Consider the following 15,923-nt stretch of genomic DNA (forward strand, 5'->3'; position numbering starts at 1 on the left):
GTCTCAAGCAAGTCCAGAATGTGGCCGCGATCGCCGCATAGTGGGATCGGTGACGAGGCTTGCGGCGGCCGCTGGCGAATGGTTGGTGTCGTGCCAGGCCGTGACGCCCCGCCCCGCGTTGCTGTTCGACGCCGGCGCCCTCCTGCCGCGCCGAGAACCTGGCGGCTTCGGAGGGCACTGCACGGTAGGCGAGCACCAATTGGCTCAGGCGTCGTTTGGGTGTTGCGCGACGTCGGACATATCCAAAAAAGTTCGGTTTAAGTGGTGCAGGATGAGGGCGGCCTGCTGTGCGACGTTGCGGGGTGGGTCGATGAGGGCGGCCAGCCGTGCGACCTTGCGGGGAGGGTGCAGCCCCCGGGCCGGCGTTTCGTCACCCACGGTACCGGCCGGGCGTCCGAGCGCCCGACTTCCCGCTGTCGGGTTTGGGCGGTTCCTTGCTTCGCGTGGCAAAACGCCTCGGAGGTGGCGCGCCCGCCGTACGTCCTTAACCCCCAATTCATGCGCATTAGTGCATAACAGTGCAACCGTCCCGGATGTCAAGACCGAAGAGTCGCGACATAGGGGAGCAAATGCAAATAGATCGTAGGCAGCTTTTCGTCGTGGGCGGCGCGGCCGTCGCGGCGGGGGCGCTGTCGGAATCCAGCGCGTGGGCGAACGGCCGGGACGACAACAACGGGCCGGGCCACGGCGACCACGGCAACGGGCACGACGGGCACGACGACGGGCACGGTGGCGACGAAGGCCATGGCGAGCCCAAGGGCATCTGGCTTCCGGGCGACACTCACGTCCACGACGACCATTCGTCGGACGGCAGCGCGCCACGCCAACTGTCGAACCAGCGGGATGCCGGAAACCTGCCGGTGAGCGACCAGATCGCGTACGGGGAATCGGTGGGTCTGGCCTTCATGCCACTGACCGACCACCGGACCTTCGACCAGCACTGGGACCCGCTCTGGAAGTCCGACAAGCTGCTGCTGCTCACCGGCGAGGAGGCCAACGGCTCGCCGCACGCGATCGTGCTCGGCGCAACGGATGACATTGTGGACGGTGCCAACCCGGCGGGCTCGGCGAGCTTCCGGCACCTGCAGCAGTCCATTTGGGCGGCCCACGCCGAGGACGCGTACTGGCAGGTCGCGCACGCCGACGACGGCGAGTTCACCAAGGGCGTCGGCCCGAACGACAACGCCAGCGCGATCGGCGTCGACGGTGTCGAGCTGTTCAACGTGAGCAGCGACCCGGACACCGAGATCGACTACGCCGAGAACCGCTGGAACAAGGGCTTCCGCTTCGGTGCCACCGGCGCGTCCGACAGCCACTTCAAGGAGCTGCGCCCGGTCAGCGCACCCGGCGCCCCGACCACCTGGGTCTTCGCCGCCGAGCGTTCGGTGCGCGCGATCCTCGACGCCCTGCGCGCCGGCCGCACCACGATCTCGTACAACCAGGACGGCCCGTTCGTCACGCTCGAGGCCGACGTCGACGGCGACGGCCGGTACGAGGCCATCGGTGGCGACGAGATCATCGTCCAGCACGGGGTGTCCAAGAAGGCCACGCTGCGCGTCCGGCTCAAGGGTGCGAAGGGCATGCGCGTCATCGTGTACGCCTCCCCGGGCCGTTCCGCGGGCGCCCTCGCCACCATCGTGCCCACCAAGGACGACGAAACCCACGTCCTGCCGTTGAAGCCGACCGGCGATCACAGCTGGTTCCGCGCGGAGGTGCGTGCGCCGGGAGCGCTCGCGGGTCGCGACTCCGACCCGGCCCTGCCCGATCAGCTGCGCGGCGCCACTTCGCCGGTATTCGTCTCGATGCGCCAGGCCCCGTCGCCGGCACCCGAACTGCCGATCCCGCCGGCCACCACAACGGACGATCACGCGTCGCTGGTCTTCGGCGGGCAAGGTTCGTTCGCGGGTTTCGCCGACTTAGCGGTTTCGGGCCGTGACACGCACGTCGTCGCCCAGGTGCACCGCGACAGCCGCACGACGGTGGTCTATCGCCGGGTCGGTGGCCCGGAGGTCACCCTGTCCGGCGACTCCGGCACCGCCAAGGCCCCGCGCATCGTCGCGTCCGGCGACGACGTCTGGGTGGTCTGGCAGGACGAGCGCGGCCACGAGCAGCCACACCGCCCCGCCATCTACCTGCGCCACTCCCGCAACGGCGGCAAGAGCTTCGACTCCGCGGTACGCCTGAGCACCGGCACCGGCCGCGCCGAACAGCCCGCCATCGCCCTGGTGGACAACCGGCACCCCGTGGTCGCGTGGGCCGACAACACCAACGGCGCCTTCGACGTGTACGCCATGGTGGTCGGCACCGACCGCACCCCGGTGAACCTGTCGGCGGCCGGCAAGACGATTGTCGTGGGCACCGCGGCGGACGCCCGTTCGCCCATCTATCCCGCGTCGCTGTTCCCGTCGGTCGCCGTCACCCGCTCCGGCCGGGTGATCGTCACGTGGCAGGACAACCGCTTCGACCCGGACGCCGGCTGGACCGGCCACACGCCGCCCGAAGGCCAGCCCGCGAGCGGCGGCACCACACCGGACAACTGGGAGATCCTGGCTTCGGTCCGCTCGAACGGCAAGTGGGGCGCCTCCGTCCGCGTCAACCCGCACGACGACGCCGCGGACCGGCACCCGAGCGTCACCGTCGACGGCGCCGGCTCTTTCGTGGTCGCTTGGGAGACCAAGGCGCTGTCGGCCTCCGGCGCGAACCTGTCGCTGAAGGCGAGCCGTTCCACGGACGGCACCACCTGGTCGCCGGCCGAGCCCATCGCCGTCGAGCCCGCGGCGATGAGCCAGCGCCCGAAGCTCGACACCGACTCCGACGGCGTGGTGCGGGCCGTGTGGTACGACTCGCGCTCCGACGACTGGCGCTGGATGGTGTACACGTCCCGGCGTACGGGATCGGGCTGGTCGGCGGCCGTCCAGCTCACGACGCGCGGCAACGCGACGTGGCCCGCGCTCGACAAGGGCTCTGTCGTCTTCACCACGGACCGGCGGGCGGAACGCGTCCAACGCGACCACACCCAGGAAATCTTCCTCACCCACGCGAAGTGACACTCGCGCCGGCCCGCTTCGGTGGGCCGGCGTGCCTGTCGCCTTGGGATGCCGGGCCGAACAAAACGGCCCGCTCGATACACGGTGACCGCGTTCGCCTTCAGGGCACGAATAGGGATGAAGGTCTATATAATCGTCGCGGCGATTCCGCGTCGGGCGGCGTCGGCGTAATCTCCGATCGAGGTACGCCGGAGTTCCCGTCCCGAATGTGGAGCGAAGCGCATGGATCCGGACATTGGCGTCGATGATCCGTCCGAAGTGACCGCCGGCCGATACTCCCTCGTTCTGCTCGCACCGCGCCGCTCCGACGCGACTGCCCTCCGGCGCGGCCTGCGCCGGGCCGCCCAGTCCCGCCGAATCAGCGAGAGCGAGGCGTCGGATGCGCGGCCTGACGAGCCGGAAGCCGCGGGGCGCGAAGAAGCCACCGCGGTCTCGGATGCCGCCGGCCCCGGGGAGGCAGTCGCGCGTGCAGAAACCGCCGGCCCTGAGAACGACGCAGGCGAAGCGAGACCCCCGGAGGCCGGCGAGCGCGAGCACGCCGCCAAAACCCCGGCCGCGCTCGTCGTCCGGACCGGTGTCGGCCCCCGCCGCTCCCGCCGGGCCGTCCGCGACGACCACCTCATCCTCGGCAGGACCATCGCGGTGGTCGGCATCGGCCGCGCCCTGGCCGCCCGCGTCAAACCAGGCGACGTCGTGGTCGCCGACCAGGTCCGCACCGACGCCCTCACCGAAGGCGTCGTCCCCCCGACACGTCTCGTCCCCAGCGCCCCCCGCATCGCCGCCCTCCTGCGCCAGCACGGCCTCACGGTCCACGTCGGCAGCGTCATCAGCACCGACAACCGGGTCAACGACACCGTCCGCGACCGGCTCGCGATGACCCGCGCGCTCATCGCCGACCGCGAGTCCGCCTGGCTGCTGGCGGCCTGCGGCAAAATTCCCATCGCCTGCGTACGCGTCGCCGGGCACCGCCGCGTGCGCGGATGGCGGAGAACGGCCCGCACGCTGCGAATCGTCTCCGCCACCCTCACCGAATGGGCGTCGTCCTAGGAGGGGGTGCGGCGGACCACCGTGCGCTGCAACAGCACGAACAGGAACAGCAGCGCGCCGATGAAGATCTTCGTCCACCAGGAGCTGAGCGTGCCCTGGAACGTGATGATGGTCTGGATCAGGCCGAGCACGATGATGCCCAGCACCGTCCCGACGACATAGCCCGAGCCGCCGGTCAGGATCGTCCCGCCGATCACCACGGCGGCGATCGCGTCCAGTTCCATGCCGACCGCGTGCAGCGGATCCCCGGACGACATGTAGAAGCTGAGCAACAAGCCACCGGCGGCCGAGCAGAAGCCACTGATCGTGTAGACCGCGATTTTCACGCGGGCGACCGGCAGGCCCATCAGCGTGGCGGATTGCTGGTTGCCGCCGATCGCGTACACGGTGCGGCCCAAGCGGGTCCACGCCAGCACCACGGCCGCGATGACCACGATGATCGCGGCGATGATGACGCTCGGCGTGATGCTGAAGCTGCCGATCGGGATCCGCTTCTGGGACAGGGTGATCCAGGTCGGGTCGTCGATCGGGATCGACGACGTGCTGATGACGTAGCAGAGGCCGCGGGCCAGGAACATGCCGGCCAGCGTCACGATGAACGGCTGCAGCTCGAAATAGTGGATCATGCAGCCCATGCCGAACCCGAGGACCGAGCCCATCACCAGCACGGTGATCATCACCAGGGGAGCGGGCCAGCCGTGGTTCAGGGTGACCGCCGAGACCATTGTGGTCAGTGCCACCACCGAGCCGACGGACAGGTCGATGCCGCCGGTGAGGATCACGAACGTCATCCCGATCGCGACCACCAGTAGGAACGCGTTGTCGATGAAGATGTTCAGCAGGATCTGCGTGTTGTAGAAGTTCTCGTAGTTCGCGATCCCGATGCCGTACATGATGCAGAGCAGCACCAGCGTGCCCAGCACCGGCACGTATTTACGGATCGTCAGCGTGCGCCGCTTGCGGTCGATGACGGCCTCGGCGGCGGTCTCGGCCTCGAGATCAATGGTCACAGCGAGACCTCGGCTTTCGAGGGAGCGGCGGGAGCGGGAGCGACGGGCGCCGCCGGGCGCCGGCGCAACTTGGCGCGGAACGCGGGCGACTGGATCAGGCAGATCGCGATGACCACGATGGCCTTGAACAACTGGGTCGTCTGCGCGGGAATGCCGGTCGTGTAGATCGTGGTGTCGAGCGTCTGGATCAGCAGCGCACCCACGACCGTACCGGCGATCGAGAAGCGGCCGCCGGCCAGCGACGTGCCGCCGATGACGACCGCCAGGATCGCGTTCAGCTCGATCAGGTAGCCGGTGTTGTTGCCATCGGCGCTCGACACGTTAGCGGTCGCCATCAGGCCCGCGATCCCGGCGCACAGGCCGGTGAACACGTACACACCCCAGATCAGCGTCCGCGAGCTGACCCCGGCGAGACGGCTGGCCCGCGGGTTGCCACCCACCGATTCGACGAGCATGCCCAACGCCGTACGCCTCGTGAGCACGACGGTGAGCGCGACCACCACCGCCGCCAGAATCACCGCGAACGGGAACGTCAGCCAGTAACCGGCGCTGAGGAAACGGTAACCGGGCGAGTTCACCGTGATGATCTGGCCCTCGGTGATGAGCTGGGCCAGTCCGCGACCGGCCACCATCAGGATCAGCGTCGCGATGATGGGTTGCAGGCCGATGACCGAGACCAGGAAGCCGTTCCACAGCCCGAGCACGAGCGCGATCGCGATACCGAGCAGGCACGCGACGATGATGGTGCCGGGCGCGCCCTGATCCGGCTGGTGCACGATGTAGAGGCAGGCCAGCGCGCCGGACACGGCCATCACCGAGCCGACCGACAGGTCGATGCCGCCGGTCGCGATGACCAGCGTCATACCAAGCGCGACCAGCAGCAGCGGCGCGCTCAGCCGCAGGATGTCGACGAGGCTCCCGTAGAGATGGCTCTGGCGCACCTCGATGTTGAAGAAGCCGGGTGTGAAGATGAGGTTGCTCAGCAGCAGCACCAGCAGGGCCGCGACGGGCCAGAACAACCGGTGTTTGAGAACGGCGCTCATGCGGTGACTCCGGTGGCGATGGTGGTCATGATGCGGTCGGCGTCGACGTCTTCGGTGTTGGCGAGCTGGGCCACGACCACGCGATCGCGCAGCACCGCGATTTTGTGGCTGAGCCGCAGCACCTCCTCCAGCTCGGCGGAGATGAACAGCACCGCCATCCCGCCGTCGGCCAGTTCGACGACGAGCTTCTGGATTTCGGCCTTCGCGCCGATGTCGATGCCGCGGGTCGGCTCGTCGAGGATCAGCAGCCGTGGTTCGGTGATGAGCCACCGGGCCAGCAGCACCTTCTGCTGGTTGCCGCCGGACAGGTTGCGCACCGGGATCTCCGGGTCGCTGGGCCGGATGTGCAGCGCCTTCACGTACCGCCCGACCAGCTCGTCCTGCTTCTTGCGCGGCACCGGCCTGGTCCACCCGCGGCTTGCCTGCAGCGCGAGGATGATGTTCTCCCGGACACTGAGCTCCTCGACCAGGCCGTCGGCCCGGCGATTCTCCGACAGGTACGCGATGTTCTGGCCCATCGCCGTGCGAGGACCGCGCAGGCTCACGTTCTTGCCGTCCACCTTCAGGTGGCCCGAGTCGGAGCGGTCGGCGCCGAACAGCAGCCGGGCCAGTTCCGAGCGGCCGGAGCCGAGCAGGCCGGCGAGACCCACCACCTCACCCTCGTGAATGGTGAGGTTGAACGGCGCGATCGCCCCCGACCGCCCCAGGTCGTCCGCCTCGATCAGCGGCCGGCCGGCCTCCACCTCACGCAGCGCCGGCTTCTGCTGGTCCAGGCTCTCCAGCGTGGACAGCTCCTGGCCGATCATCTTCTCGACGAGGTCACGCTGCGGCAGGTCGGCGGTACGGAACTCGCCGACCAGGGAACCGTTGCGCAGCACCGTGATGCGGTCCGCGATGGCGTACACCTGGTCGAGGAAGTGGGTGACGAAGACGATCGCCAAACCCTTTTCCTTGAGCTGCCGTACGACTCGGAATAGCTGCTCGACCTCACCAGCGTCCAAACTGGAGGTCGGCTCGTCGAGGATGAGCACCTGGGCCGAGATGTCGACCGCGCGCGCGATCGCCACCATCTGCTGCACCGCGATGGAATGCGCGGCCAGCGGCGATCCGGGGTCGACGCGGATGCCCAGCGATCGCAACAGATCGCCGGCGTCCGCCCGCATCCGGCGAAAGTCGATCAGGCCGAGCCGGCGTGGCTCACGTCCGATGTAGATGTTCTCCGCGACCGAGAGGTTCGTGCAGAGGTTGATCTCCTGGTAGACCGTGCTGACCCCGGCCTGCTGGGCCTGCGCGGGCCCGCCGAAGAGCACCGGCTCACCGGCCATCTCGACCGACCCGTCGTCGATCGAATACACCCCGGTCAGCACCTTGATCAGGGTGGACTTCCCGGCGCCGTTCTCGCCCATGAGCGCGTGCACCTCGCCCGGGAAGAGCCGGAAGTCGACGTCGCGCAGGGCGACCACTCCCGGGAAACGCTTACCCACCCCGCGCATCACGAGGATCGGCCGGCTCTGCTCCATCGATGTACCCCTTTGGGGAGTTTGATGGGCCGGAGCCCCGTCCAACCGCCGCCCAAAAGCGGCCATCGGCAGATTGGATGGGCTCCGGCCCGCAGTTGACCCTTTACTCAGTACTTGCGGGTCGGCAGGGCTTCCTTGGCCTGTGCCTGGGTGAAGGTGGTCTCCTCGGTGAGGATCCGCTGCTGCACCGGCTCGCCGGCCTTGACCTTCTTGACCAGGTCCATCAGCTGCGGGCCGAGGAGCGGGCTGCACTCGACGATGTAGTTGATCTTGCCATCGGCGAGGGCCTGCATGCCGTCGTGAACCGCGTCCACCGTGATGATCTTGATGTCGGTGCCCGGCTTCTTGCCGGCCGCTTCGATCGCCTCGATGGCGCCCAGACCCATGTCGTCGTTGTGCGCGTACAGCACGTCGATCTTGGGGTTGGCCTTGAGGAAGGCCTCCATGACCTCCTTGCCCTTGGCGCGGGTGAACTCACCGGTCTGCGAGGCGATGACCTTGAACTTCGGGTCGGCCTTGATCTTCTCGTCGAAGCCCGACTTGCGGTCGTTGGCCGGCGCCGAACCGGTGGTGCCCTCAAGGACCACGATGTTGACCGGGCCTGGCTTGTCCTTGTACTCGTTGACGAGCCAGTCGCCGGCCTTCTGACCCTCGACCACGAAATCCGAGCCGAGGAACGACTTGTAGAGCGAGGTGTCCTTCGAGTCGACCGCGCGGTCGGTGAGGATGACCGGGATGTTGGCGGCCTTGGCCTCCTGCAGCACCGCGTCCCAGCCGGTCTCGACCACCGGCGAGAAGGCGATCACGTCGACCTTCTGCGCGATGTACGACCGGATGGCTTTGATCTGGTTGGCCTGCTGCTGCTGGGCGTCGGCGAACTTGAGGTCGATGCCGGCGGCGGCGGCCGACTCCTGGATCGACTTGGTATTCGCGGTGCGCCATCCACTCTCGGCTCCCACCTGCGAGAAACCGAGGGTGATCTTGCCGTCGTCCGCGGCGGATCCGGAACCGGATCCGGAGCCGACGTCGTCGCCGCTGCCGCAGCCCGCGACCACGGCGGCCAGCAGTATGCCGGACATCGCGGCGGCGAGCCTCGTCCGTAAGAGCATCACGTCTTCCTCTCGACAAAAGGCGTTGTGCAAGTTCGGTGCGAAGTTCTTGGATGCGCTGAGGGGCTTGCCGTTGGCTCGCGTGGGGTGGGCGGCCGCAGGGGGACGGCCGCACCCCACCCGAGCCCGGCGGTGGGGGACGGGGGTACGCGTCGGGGCGTGATCGAGGCCACAACACGTATTGGGTTTCGACAGTGTTAACGCTCTCATGCCAAGGCGTCAAGACCGTCCCGTGCGCGCGCCCCATGATTGTTATCGTTAACAGCCTCGACAACTCGCGCCCGCCGGCCACGGAGAGGCCGTGGTGCCCCTGCTGGCAGGCGGATTGCCGCCCGAAAGGCCCGTTTTGTCAACACAGAGCGGTCTGATGATCAACTCCGTGTAGTCGAAGGTTCAAGAACGTCGATTTCCTGCGGATCGCCACCGGTTTGCCCGCCGGACGCTGAGAGCGCTGCCACCGAGGCCCCGGTTGATCGGGAAAATGCCTTTTGGTGGACTTCTGTTAACGTTCACATTGTGCGACGGGTCCTGCTAGTGTCCGGTTGCAGGACGCGGCCGGAACGCGGCCCAAAACGGTCGCGAACCCTCGTCACTGCTGGTCAGCGCGACACCACACGCTGATGCAGCGCGGACACCACCGACCGCGCCGACAGGAAAGCCCCGTGCTGCCAGGCCACCTCGCGGCTGAGCCAGTCGCCCGCGAAGTAGACCTTCCCGGCCGGCCGCAGCAGCAGGTCGTAGGCGGCGCTGCCCCACGGCGGAGCCGTCCACGCGCCCTCGAGGTATCTCATCCGCTCCCAGGCGACCGAGAACGACCCGGCCAGCTCGGCAACGTATTTGTCACCATGGATCTTTGCGCCCTGCTCCAAGGCACGTTCGAGACGTTGCGGCGGGGTCATTTCCCCGTACGCCCGTGCCCCGTCCCCGACGTTGTAGTACCCGACGATCAGGCCCCGTCGCGCGTGGAAGTCGTGCGACGGATACCAGATGTGCGCGATATCGAGATCCGTCTCGGTGATGCCGCCGTAGATGCGCAGATCCTGTTCCCACCAACGGCTGCGGTACTCGAGCCCGATCTTCCCGGCCGCGACGACCGGGAAACTGTTCAGCGCGGCCGTCACATCGGCACCGAGGTTGTGCGGAATGCGGGCCATCAGATGCGGCGGCAGCGCGGCGACGCAGAAATCCCCGGTGATGCTCCGGGTCCGCCCGTTCTGCCGATAGACCACGTCCACACCACCCGGCTGGTCGGTCACCGAGACCACCTCCGCGTCGAGCCGGATCCGGCCCGGCCCGACCGCCCTGCTCAGTGCGGCCGGGATCCGGTCCATGCCACCGACCGGCTGGAACATCAGCATCGCCTGGTCGTAGCCGAACTCGAAGCTGACGTACCGGCCCACGTCGCTCGCGAACACGTCGGCCAGCGACGACGGCTCGGCCAGCGGCGTACCGGCGTCATTGCCGGCGCCCGGAAAGCTCGCGAATCCCCGGTGGTCGCCGCCGCGATAGGCCCACCCGTCGGCACGCCCGCCGATCTGGCCGAATCCCTCAAGGAACGCGAGAATCCGCTCCTTGTCCACCGCCGTCAATCGCGCGTCCAGGGCACCCTGATCGGTGGCCTTGGCGAGCAGTTCCGCGATGTAGCCGTACACGTCTGCCTTCGCCGTCCGGTACCGGATCGGCGTCCTTCCGGCCGCCTCGTTGTAGACCAACGCGTCCGCGTTCTGATTGGCGAAGACCTCGACCGGCACACCCAATTCGCGGCAGTAGTCCAACGTCACCATCCACTGCGCGATCCGGGCCGGACCGGGGTTGAAATAGGTGCCCGCCGCGAATCCGGCGCGCTGCGTATGACCGTCCAGATCCGTCTCGCTGGTCCCGTTCCGGACGGTGAGATTGCGACCACCCGCGGCGGCCCGCGCCTCCAGGATCGTGCAGTCGTAACCGGCCTTGCCGAGCTCGTACGCGCATGCCAGCCCGGTGATCCCGCCGCCCAGGACGACCACCCGCTTCGCGGCGCGCCCGGTCAGCGTGAAATCCGAGAGGGCCGGCGGCCGGAACGGCGGTGCGGGCGCCGCGGCGACCGGCGCGAGTCCCAGCGCGCCCATCGTCGCGAAGAGGGCTCCGGCGCCGCCGCTCACACCGACCGAGCGCAGAAACCGCCGCCTGCTGACATTGATCCCGGTCACGGGCTCCATCCCGCGATCCTACGATCGTGACGCGCGCCGGACCCTCCGCTGATTCGACGAACGCCACTATGATCTCCGCAGGGCCGGTTCGATCGGGGCATCAGCTGCGTGGGCAACTACGAGGCGGTGAAGCGGCAAGCCTTGTACTGACAGAACATGGTTGCGGTACGCCGGCGCTGCCACGGTTGACGCATGAACATCAACCACTGGATCAACGGCCGGGCGGAGAGCTCGACCAATTCCCGTACGCTCCCGGTGGTCAACCCGGCGACCGGTGACCTCGTCGCGGAGACCCCCGCGGGCACCCCGGAGGACGTCGACAAGGCCGTGGCGGCGGCGCGGGCGGCCTTCCCCGCCTGGGCGGCCACGAGCCCGGCCGAGCGGATCGCTGTCGTGCGCCGGCTGGCCGCGGAGCTCCAGGCCCGCACCGAGCGGATCGCCACCGCGATCACCGCCGAGATGGGCGCGCCGACAACGCTGTCCCGGGCGGCGCAGGCTGCGTTCCCGGTGCTGGTGGCCGAGTCGATGGCCGGCGTCGCGGAGACCTTCGCATGGTCCGAGCGGATTGGTACGTCCCTGGTCGTACACGAGCCGATCGGTGTGGTCGGCGCGATCACGCCGTGGAATTTCCCGCTGCAGCAGATGATGTCGAAGGTGGCGCCCGCGCTGCTGGCCGGCAACACCGTGGTGGCCAAGCCGGCCGAGGGAGCGCCGCTGACCATCGGCATCCTGGCCGAGGCGGCGAAGGAGGCGGGCCTGCCGGACGGTGTGCTGAACGTGGTCTACGGCGAGGGCCCGGTCGTGGGCGAGGCGATCGCGGCCCACCCGGACGTCGACATGGTGTCGTTCACCGGTTCCACCCGGGCAGGCCGGCGGATCGGGGCGGTCGCGGCGGTGACGGTCAAGCGGGTGACGCTGGAATTGGGTGGCAAGGGGGCGCACGTCCTGCTCGACGACGCGGATTTCGCCACGGCGGTGGCCCAGAGTCTGGGGCACGTGTTCATCAACGGCGGGCAGGTCTGCGGGTCGTGGCCGCGGCTGCTGGTTCCGGCCGGCCGGCAGGACGAGGTGGTGGGGCTGGCCGTCGAGGCGGCGAGGACGTATGTGGTGGGGGATCCTCGGGACGAGACGACGGGCATCGGGCCGATGGCGTCGGAGGCGCACCGAGAGCGGGTCGAGGCGTACATCCAAAGGGGTATCGCGGACGGTGCCACGCTGGTCTACGGCGGTCCCGGCCGGCCGGAGGGGTGGGACAAGGGCGCCTATGTCCGGCCGACCATCTTCGCGGACGTCGACCCCGGATCGGTGATCGCGCAGGAGGAAATCTTCGGGCCGGTGCTGACCATCATCCCGTACGCCGACGAGGACGAGGCCGTGGCTATCGCGAACGCGACGGTGTACGGGTTGACGAGTGGCGTTTCCGGTGAGCCGGAGCACGCGCTCGCCGTGGCCCGCCGGTTGCGCGCCGGTCAGGTCGATGTGAACGGCGGGGACTGGAATCCGTTGGCGCCGTTCGGTGGGTACAAGCAGTCCGGCAATGGTCGTGAGTTCGGCCGTGACGGGCTGCGCGAATTCGTCGAGACGAAGGCCATCCAGTTGTAGCCGGTTCCGGGTTGGACTTTCGTGTTACACGAAAGTGCGTACTTTGTTACGGGCATGTTTCCGGCGGTCTCGAATGTGAGACAGCTCTAGGGCAAAGATCGACAGTCTTCGTACGGTCTGGTCGCCCGGCGTACCGGCCACCCCCTTGGCCATGGCGCCGGGGGAGAGGACTCAGTGCTGTGACTGTTATGAACGGCCCGGGACGGCGGTTGGTCGCTGGTCTTGCCGGGCTCGTCGCCGCGGCCGGGCTTGTCCTGCCCGGCAATCCGGCCGCGGCGGCGCCCACCGGCGCGGCTGCCGCGAACCTCGCGCCAGGTGCGAACCCCGCGACGGGTGCTAAGCCCGCGCCGCCTGGGCCGCCGCCTACGCCGGGGACCGGGAGCAAGGACTTCGGTGCGGTCGCGGACGCGGGCAAGCCGGCCCGCTATCTCGTGCGGCTCAGTGATGCGCCGCTGGCCACGTACGGTGGGGGTGTGTCGGGTCTGGCCGCCACCCGGGTGCCGGAAGGCGCGAAGCTCAACCCGGACACTGTGGGCGCCCGCGCGTACCGGTCCTATCTGGGCGGGCGCCGCGACGCGGTGGTGAGTAAGACGAAAGTCAAGGTGCGGCAGGCCTTCGACACCACGTTCAACGGGTTTGCCGCGGACCTCAGCGCGGCCCAGGCCGACACGCTGCGCCACACCGCGGGCGTCTCGGCCGTGTACGCCGATACGACCGTGCACGTGCAGACCTCCAACACCAGCAAGGAGCTTGGTCTGGCCGGCCGCGGTGGCGTGTGGGACGAGCAGTTTCACGGCGACCAGCATGCGGGTGAGGGCGTCATCATCGGCGTCATCGACAGCGGGTACTGGCCGGAGAGCCCCAGCTTCGCCGCGATGGCCGAGCCACGGCCGGACCGCAAGACGATCGCCGCCAAGTGGCACGGCACGTGTGACTTCGGTACCGCGGAACCGGCCAAGTGCAACAACAAGGTGATCGGCGCCCGGTGGTTCGACAGCGCCGGCTTCTCCACCATCAACCCGTCGGAGTTCCCGTCGCCGCGCGACAGCAACGGGCACGGCACGCACACCGCCAGCACGGCGGCCGGTCGCAGCGGCGTTTCGGCCACTGTGGACGGACTGGACCTCGGCAAGATCACCGGCATGGCTCCGGCCGCCCGGCTCGCCATCTACAAGGCGCTCTGGTCGGACGGTGCGGGCGGCGCGGTGGGCAGCACCGCCGACATCGTCAGCGCCATCGACGCCGCCGTGTCCGACGGTGTCGACGTCATCAGCTACTCGGTGGGTGACGACAGCGAGTACTGGAGCCCGGTCGAGGAGGCGTTCTTCAACGCCGCCGCGGCCGGCGTGTTCATCTCCGCGGCCGCCGGAAACGCCGGCCCGTCGTTCAACACCGTGGACAACACCGAGCCGTGGGTGACCACGGTCGCCGCCACCGAGCAGGACAAGCGCTACCTGCGCACGATCACGCTGGGCAACGGGCGCACCTACACCGGTGTCGGCATCGGCGCGGGCACCAAGCCGGCACCGCTGATCGACGCGGCGGACGCGGGCAACGACCCGGTCGACCCGGTGTACCGGTACTGGGCCGAGCTCTGCTGGCCCGGCACGCTGGACCCGGCCAAGACCGCCGGCAAGATCGTGCTGTGCAGCCGGGGTGAGAACGGGCGCGTCGAGAAGGGCGATGTGGTCGCCGGTGCGGGCGGCGCCGGCATGATCCTGTACCAGCCCGACTGGGACCCGAACACCGGAGTCGCCGACCTGCAGAAGGTCCCGACCGCGCACGTCGATGTGCCGACCGGTGCGGCCCTGCTGGCCTACGTGAAGACGCCGCACCCGACCGTGAAGCTCAGCGCCGGGGTCTTCACCAAGGTCGAGGCCCCGTCGATGGCCGGCTTCTCCTCGTCCGGCCCGTCCGCGCTGAGCGCGGGCGACCTGCTCAAGCCGGACATCGCCGCGCCCGGTGTGGACGTGGCGGCCGCCTTCTCGCCCGCCGAGGGCGGCGAGAACTTCGCGCTGGAGTCCGGCACCTCGATGGCCACCCCGCACATCGCGGGCATCGCGGCGCTGGTCAAGGCCAAGCACCCGGACTGGTCGCCGGCCGCGATCCGGTCGGCGCTGATGACCGGCAGCCGGGACCGCACCGACAAGGGCAACCCGATCCGCGAGGTGGACCACGCCGGAAGTCCGCTGAACTACGGCGCCGGCGAGGTGCGCCCGGCCGAGTCGTTCGACCCCGGACTGGTCTACGACTCGACGCCGGACCAATGGCTGCAATGGCTCTGCGGGGTCAGCGCGGACCACGGCTCGGATCTCGGGCTGTCCCTCAACGGCTGCGACGACATCGGCACGATGCCCGCCACGGAACTCAACTACCCGTCGGTGTCGCTCGGTCACCTGGTCGGCACGCAGACCGTGACCCGGACAGTCACCAACGTCGGCAACCGCACCAGCCGGTACACGGCTCGGATCCAAGCGCCGGCCGGTTACTCGGTCAAGGTTTCGCCGAGCAGCTTCGAGGTGAAGCCGGGTAAGAGCGTCCGCTTCCAGGTGACCGTCACGCATTCCGGCGGGGCGTACGGGCAATGGGTGTCGGGGAATTTGACCTGGCACGACAACCAGGGCCACGACGTGCGGATCCCGTTGGTACTGACCAACACCGACCTGGTGGCCCCGGCCACGCTCGGCGGCACCGGAACGACAGGCAGCAAGGCCATGACGGTGCAGACCGGCTTCGGTGGCACGCTGAACATCGCCACCGCGGGCCTGACCGCGGGCACCGGCAACGGTTTCAGCCTCGCCGGGCACGGCAGCGGCTGGGACGACACGCTTGCCGGCGTGCCCGACCCGCTGCCGGCGAACATGTGGGTCACCAAGGTGCATGTGCCGGCCGGCACGGTCGGTTCCACGATCAAGGTCGATTCCCAGTACGGGCGTTGCAGTGACGACGAGGACAACGTGACCGGCTGCGGCGAGTTCTACGCGAAGGTCTTCGACGCGCAGGGCGGGTTCGTCGCCGCGGACTTCATGCACCTCCCGCACACGTCGACGCTCACCCTGCCGGACGGCGCCGGCGACTACACGCTGGTCATCGAGCAGATCGACCTGGAGGGCGGGGTGGCGAGCCAGAACTACACGGTGACGGTGTTCACGCCGGGTGCGGCCGGGTCGGGCACCGGAAAGTTCACTGTGGATCCGGCCCGTCGCGCGGTGACGCCGGGTGCCACGGTCAACGCCACGGTGCGGTGGTCCGGGCTGGACGCCGGGAAGGCGTACCGGGGAGTGCTGGTGGTGACCGACGGCCATGGTGTCCGTCGGGAGATCCCGGTGGACGTCGCCGGATGATCGATGTCCCCG

Annotated in this window: 9 protein-coding genes; 4 read left to right on the forward strand and 5 right to left on the reverse strand. The window is 68.9% G+C overall.

Going from position 1 to position 15,923, the window contains the following annotated elements:
* Nucleotides 1-569: 569 nt before the first annotated feature.
* Nucleotides 570-3,047: a CehA/McbA family metallohydrolase gene (locus tag HH310_RS37800; protein ID WP_211193136.1), complete on the forward strand. Its 2,478-nt coding sequence runs from the start codon at nt 570-572 to the stop codon at nt 3,045-3,047.
* 222 nt (nt 3,048-3,269) lie between these two features.
* Entirely contained in the window at nt 3,270-4,094 is an 825-nt protein-coding gene (locus HH310_RS37805) for a hypothetical protein (protein WP_169180560.1), read from the forward strand.
* Here HH310_RS37805 and yjfF read toward each other — a convergent pair.
* The 5 genes from yjfF to HH310_RS37830 all read right to left on the reverse strand — a co-directional run bounded on the left by yjfF (nt 4,091) and on the right by HH310_RS37830 (nt 10,974).
* Entirely contained in the window at nt 4,091-5,062 is a 972-nt protein-coding gene (yjfF, locus tag HH310_RS37810; RefSeq protein WP_169180615.1) for a galactofuranose ABC transporter, permease protein YjfF, read from the reverse strand. The two genes, HH310_RS37805 and yjfF, sit on opposite strands and share 4 nt — an antisense overlap.
* 38 nt (nt 5,063-5,100) lie before the next feature.
* Complete coding sequence (locus HH310_RS37815; RefSeq protein ID WP_169180561.1) at nt 5,101-6,147, reverse strand: ABC transporter permease; 1,047 nt, start codon at nt 6,145-6,147, stop codon at nt 5,101-5,103.
* Nucleotides 6,144-7,667: a sugar ABC transporter ATP-binding protein gene (locus HH310_RS37820; RefSeq protein ID WP_169180562.1), complete on the reverse strand. Its 1,524-nt coding sequence runs from the start codon at nt 7,665-7,667 to the stop codon at nt 6,144-6,146. Before HH310_RS37820 ends, HH310_RS37815 begins: the two co-directional genes overlap by 4 nt.
* A gap of 107 nt (nt 7,668-7,774) precedes the next feature.
* Complete coding sequence (locus HH310_RS37825) at nt 7,775-8,776, reverse strand: ABC transporter substrate-binding protein (RefSeq protein ID WP_169180563.1); 1,002 nt, start codon at nt 8,774-8,776, stop codon at nt 7,775-7,777.
* Between the two features lie 599 nt (nt 8,777-9,375).
* Nucleotides 9,376-10,974 carry a flavin monoamine oxidase family protein gene (locus tag HH310_RS37830; RefSeq protein WP_169180564.1) on the reverse strand — a complete coding sequence of 533 codons (1,599 nt, stop codon included), beginning with the start codon at nt 10,972-10,974 and terminating at the stop codon, nt 9,376-9,378.
* 183 nt (nt 10,975-11,157) lie between these two features.
* On the opposite strand from HH310_RS37830, the gene HH310_RS37835 reads away from it, so the two are divergent.
* Together HH310_RS37835 and HH310_RS37840 are read left to right on the forward strand one after the other, a co-directional pair.
* On the forward strand, nt 11,158-12,567 hold the full coding sequence (locus HH310_RS37835) for an aldehyde dehydrogenase family protein (protein ID WP_169180565.1): 1,410 nt from the start codon (nt 11,158-11,160) through the stop codon (nt 12,565-12,567).
* Nucleotides 12,568-12,755: 188 nt separating this feature from the next.
* Nucleotides 12,756-15,911: a S8 family serine peptidase gene (locus HH310_RS37840; protein ID WP_169180566.1), complete on the forward strand. Its 3,156-nt coding sequence runs from the start codon at nt 12,756-12,758 to the stop codon at nt 15,909-15,911.
* Nucleotides 15,912-15,923: the final 12 nt, after the last annotated feature.

The organism is Actinoplanes sp. TBRC 11911, from assembly GCF_012933445.1.
Taxonomy (GTDB): Bacteria; Actinomycetota; Actinomycetes; order Mycobacteriales; family Micromonosporaceae; genus Actinoplanes.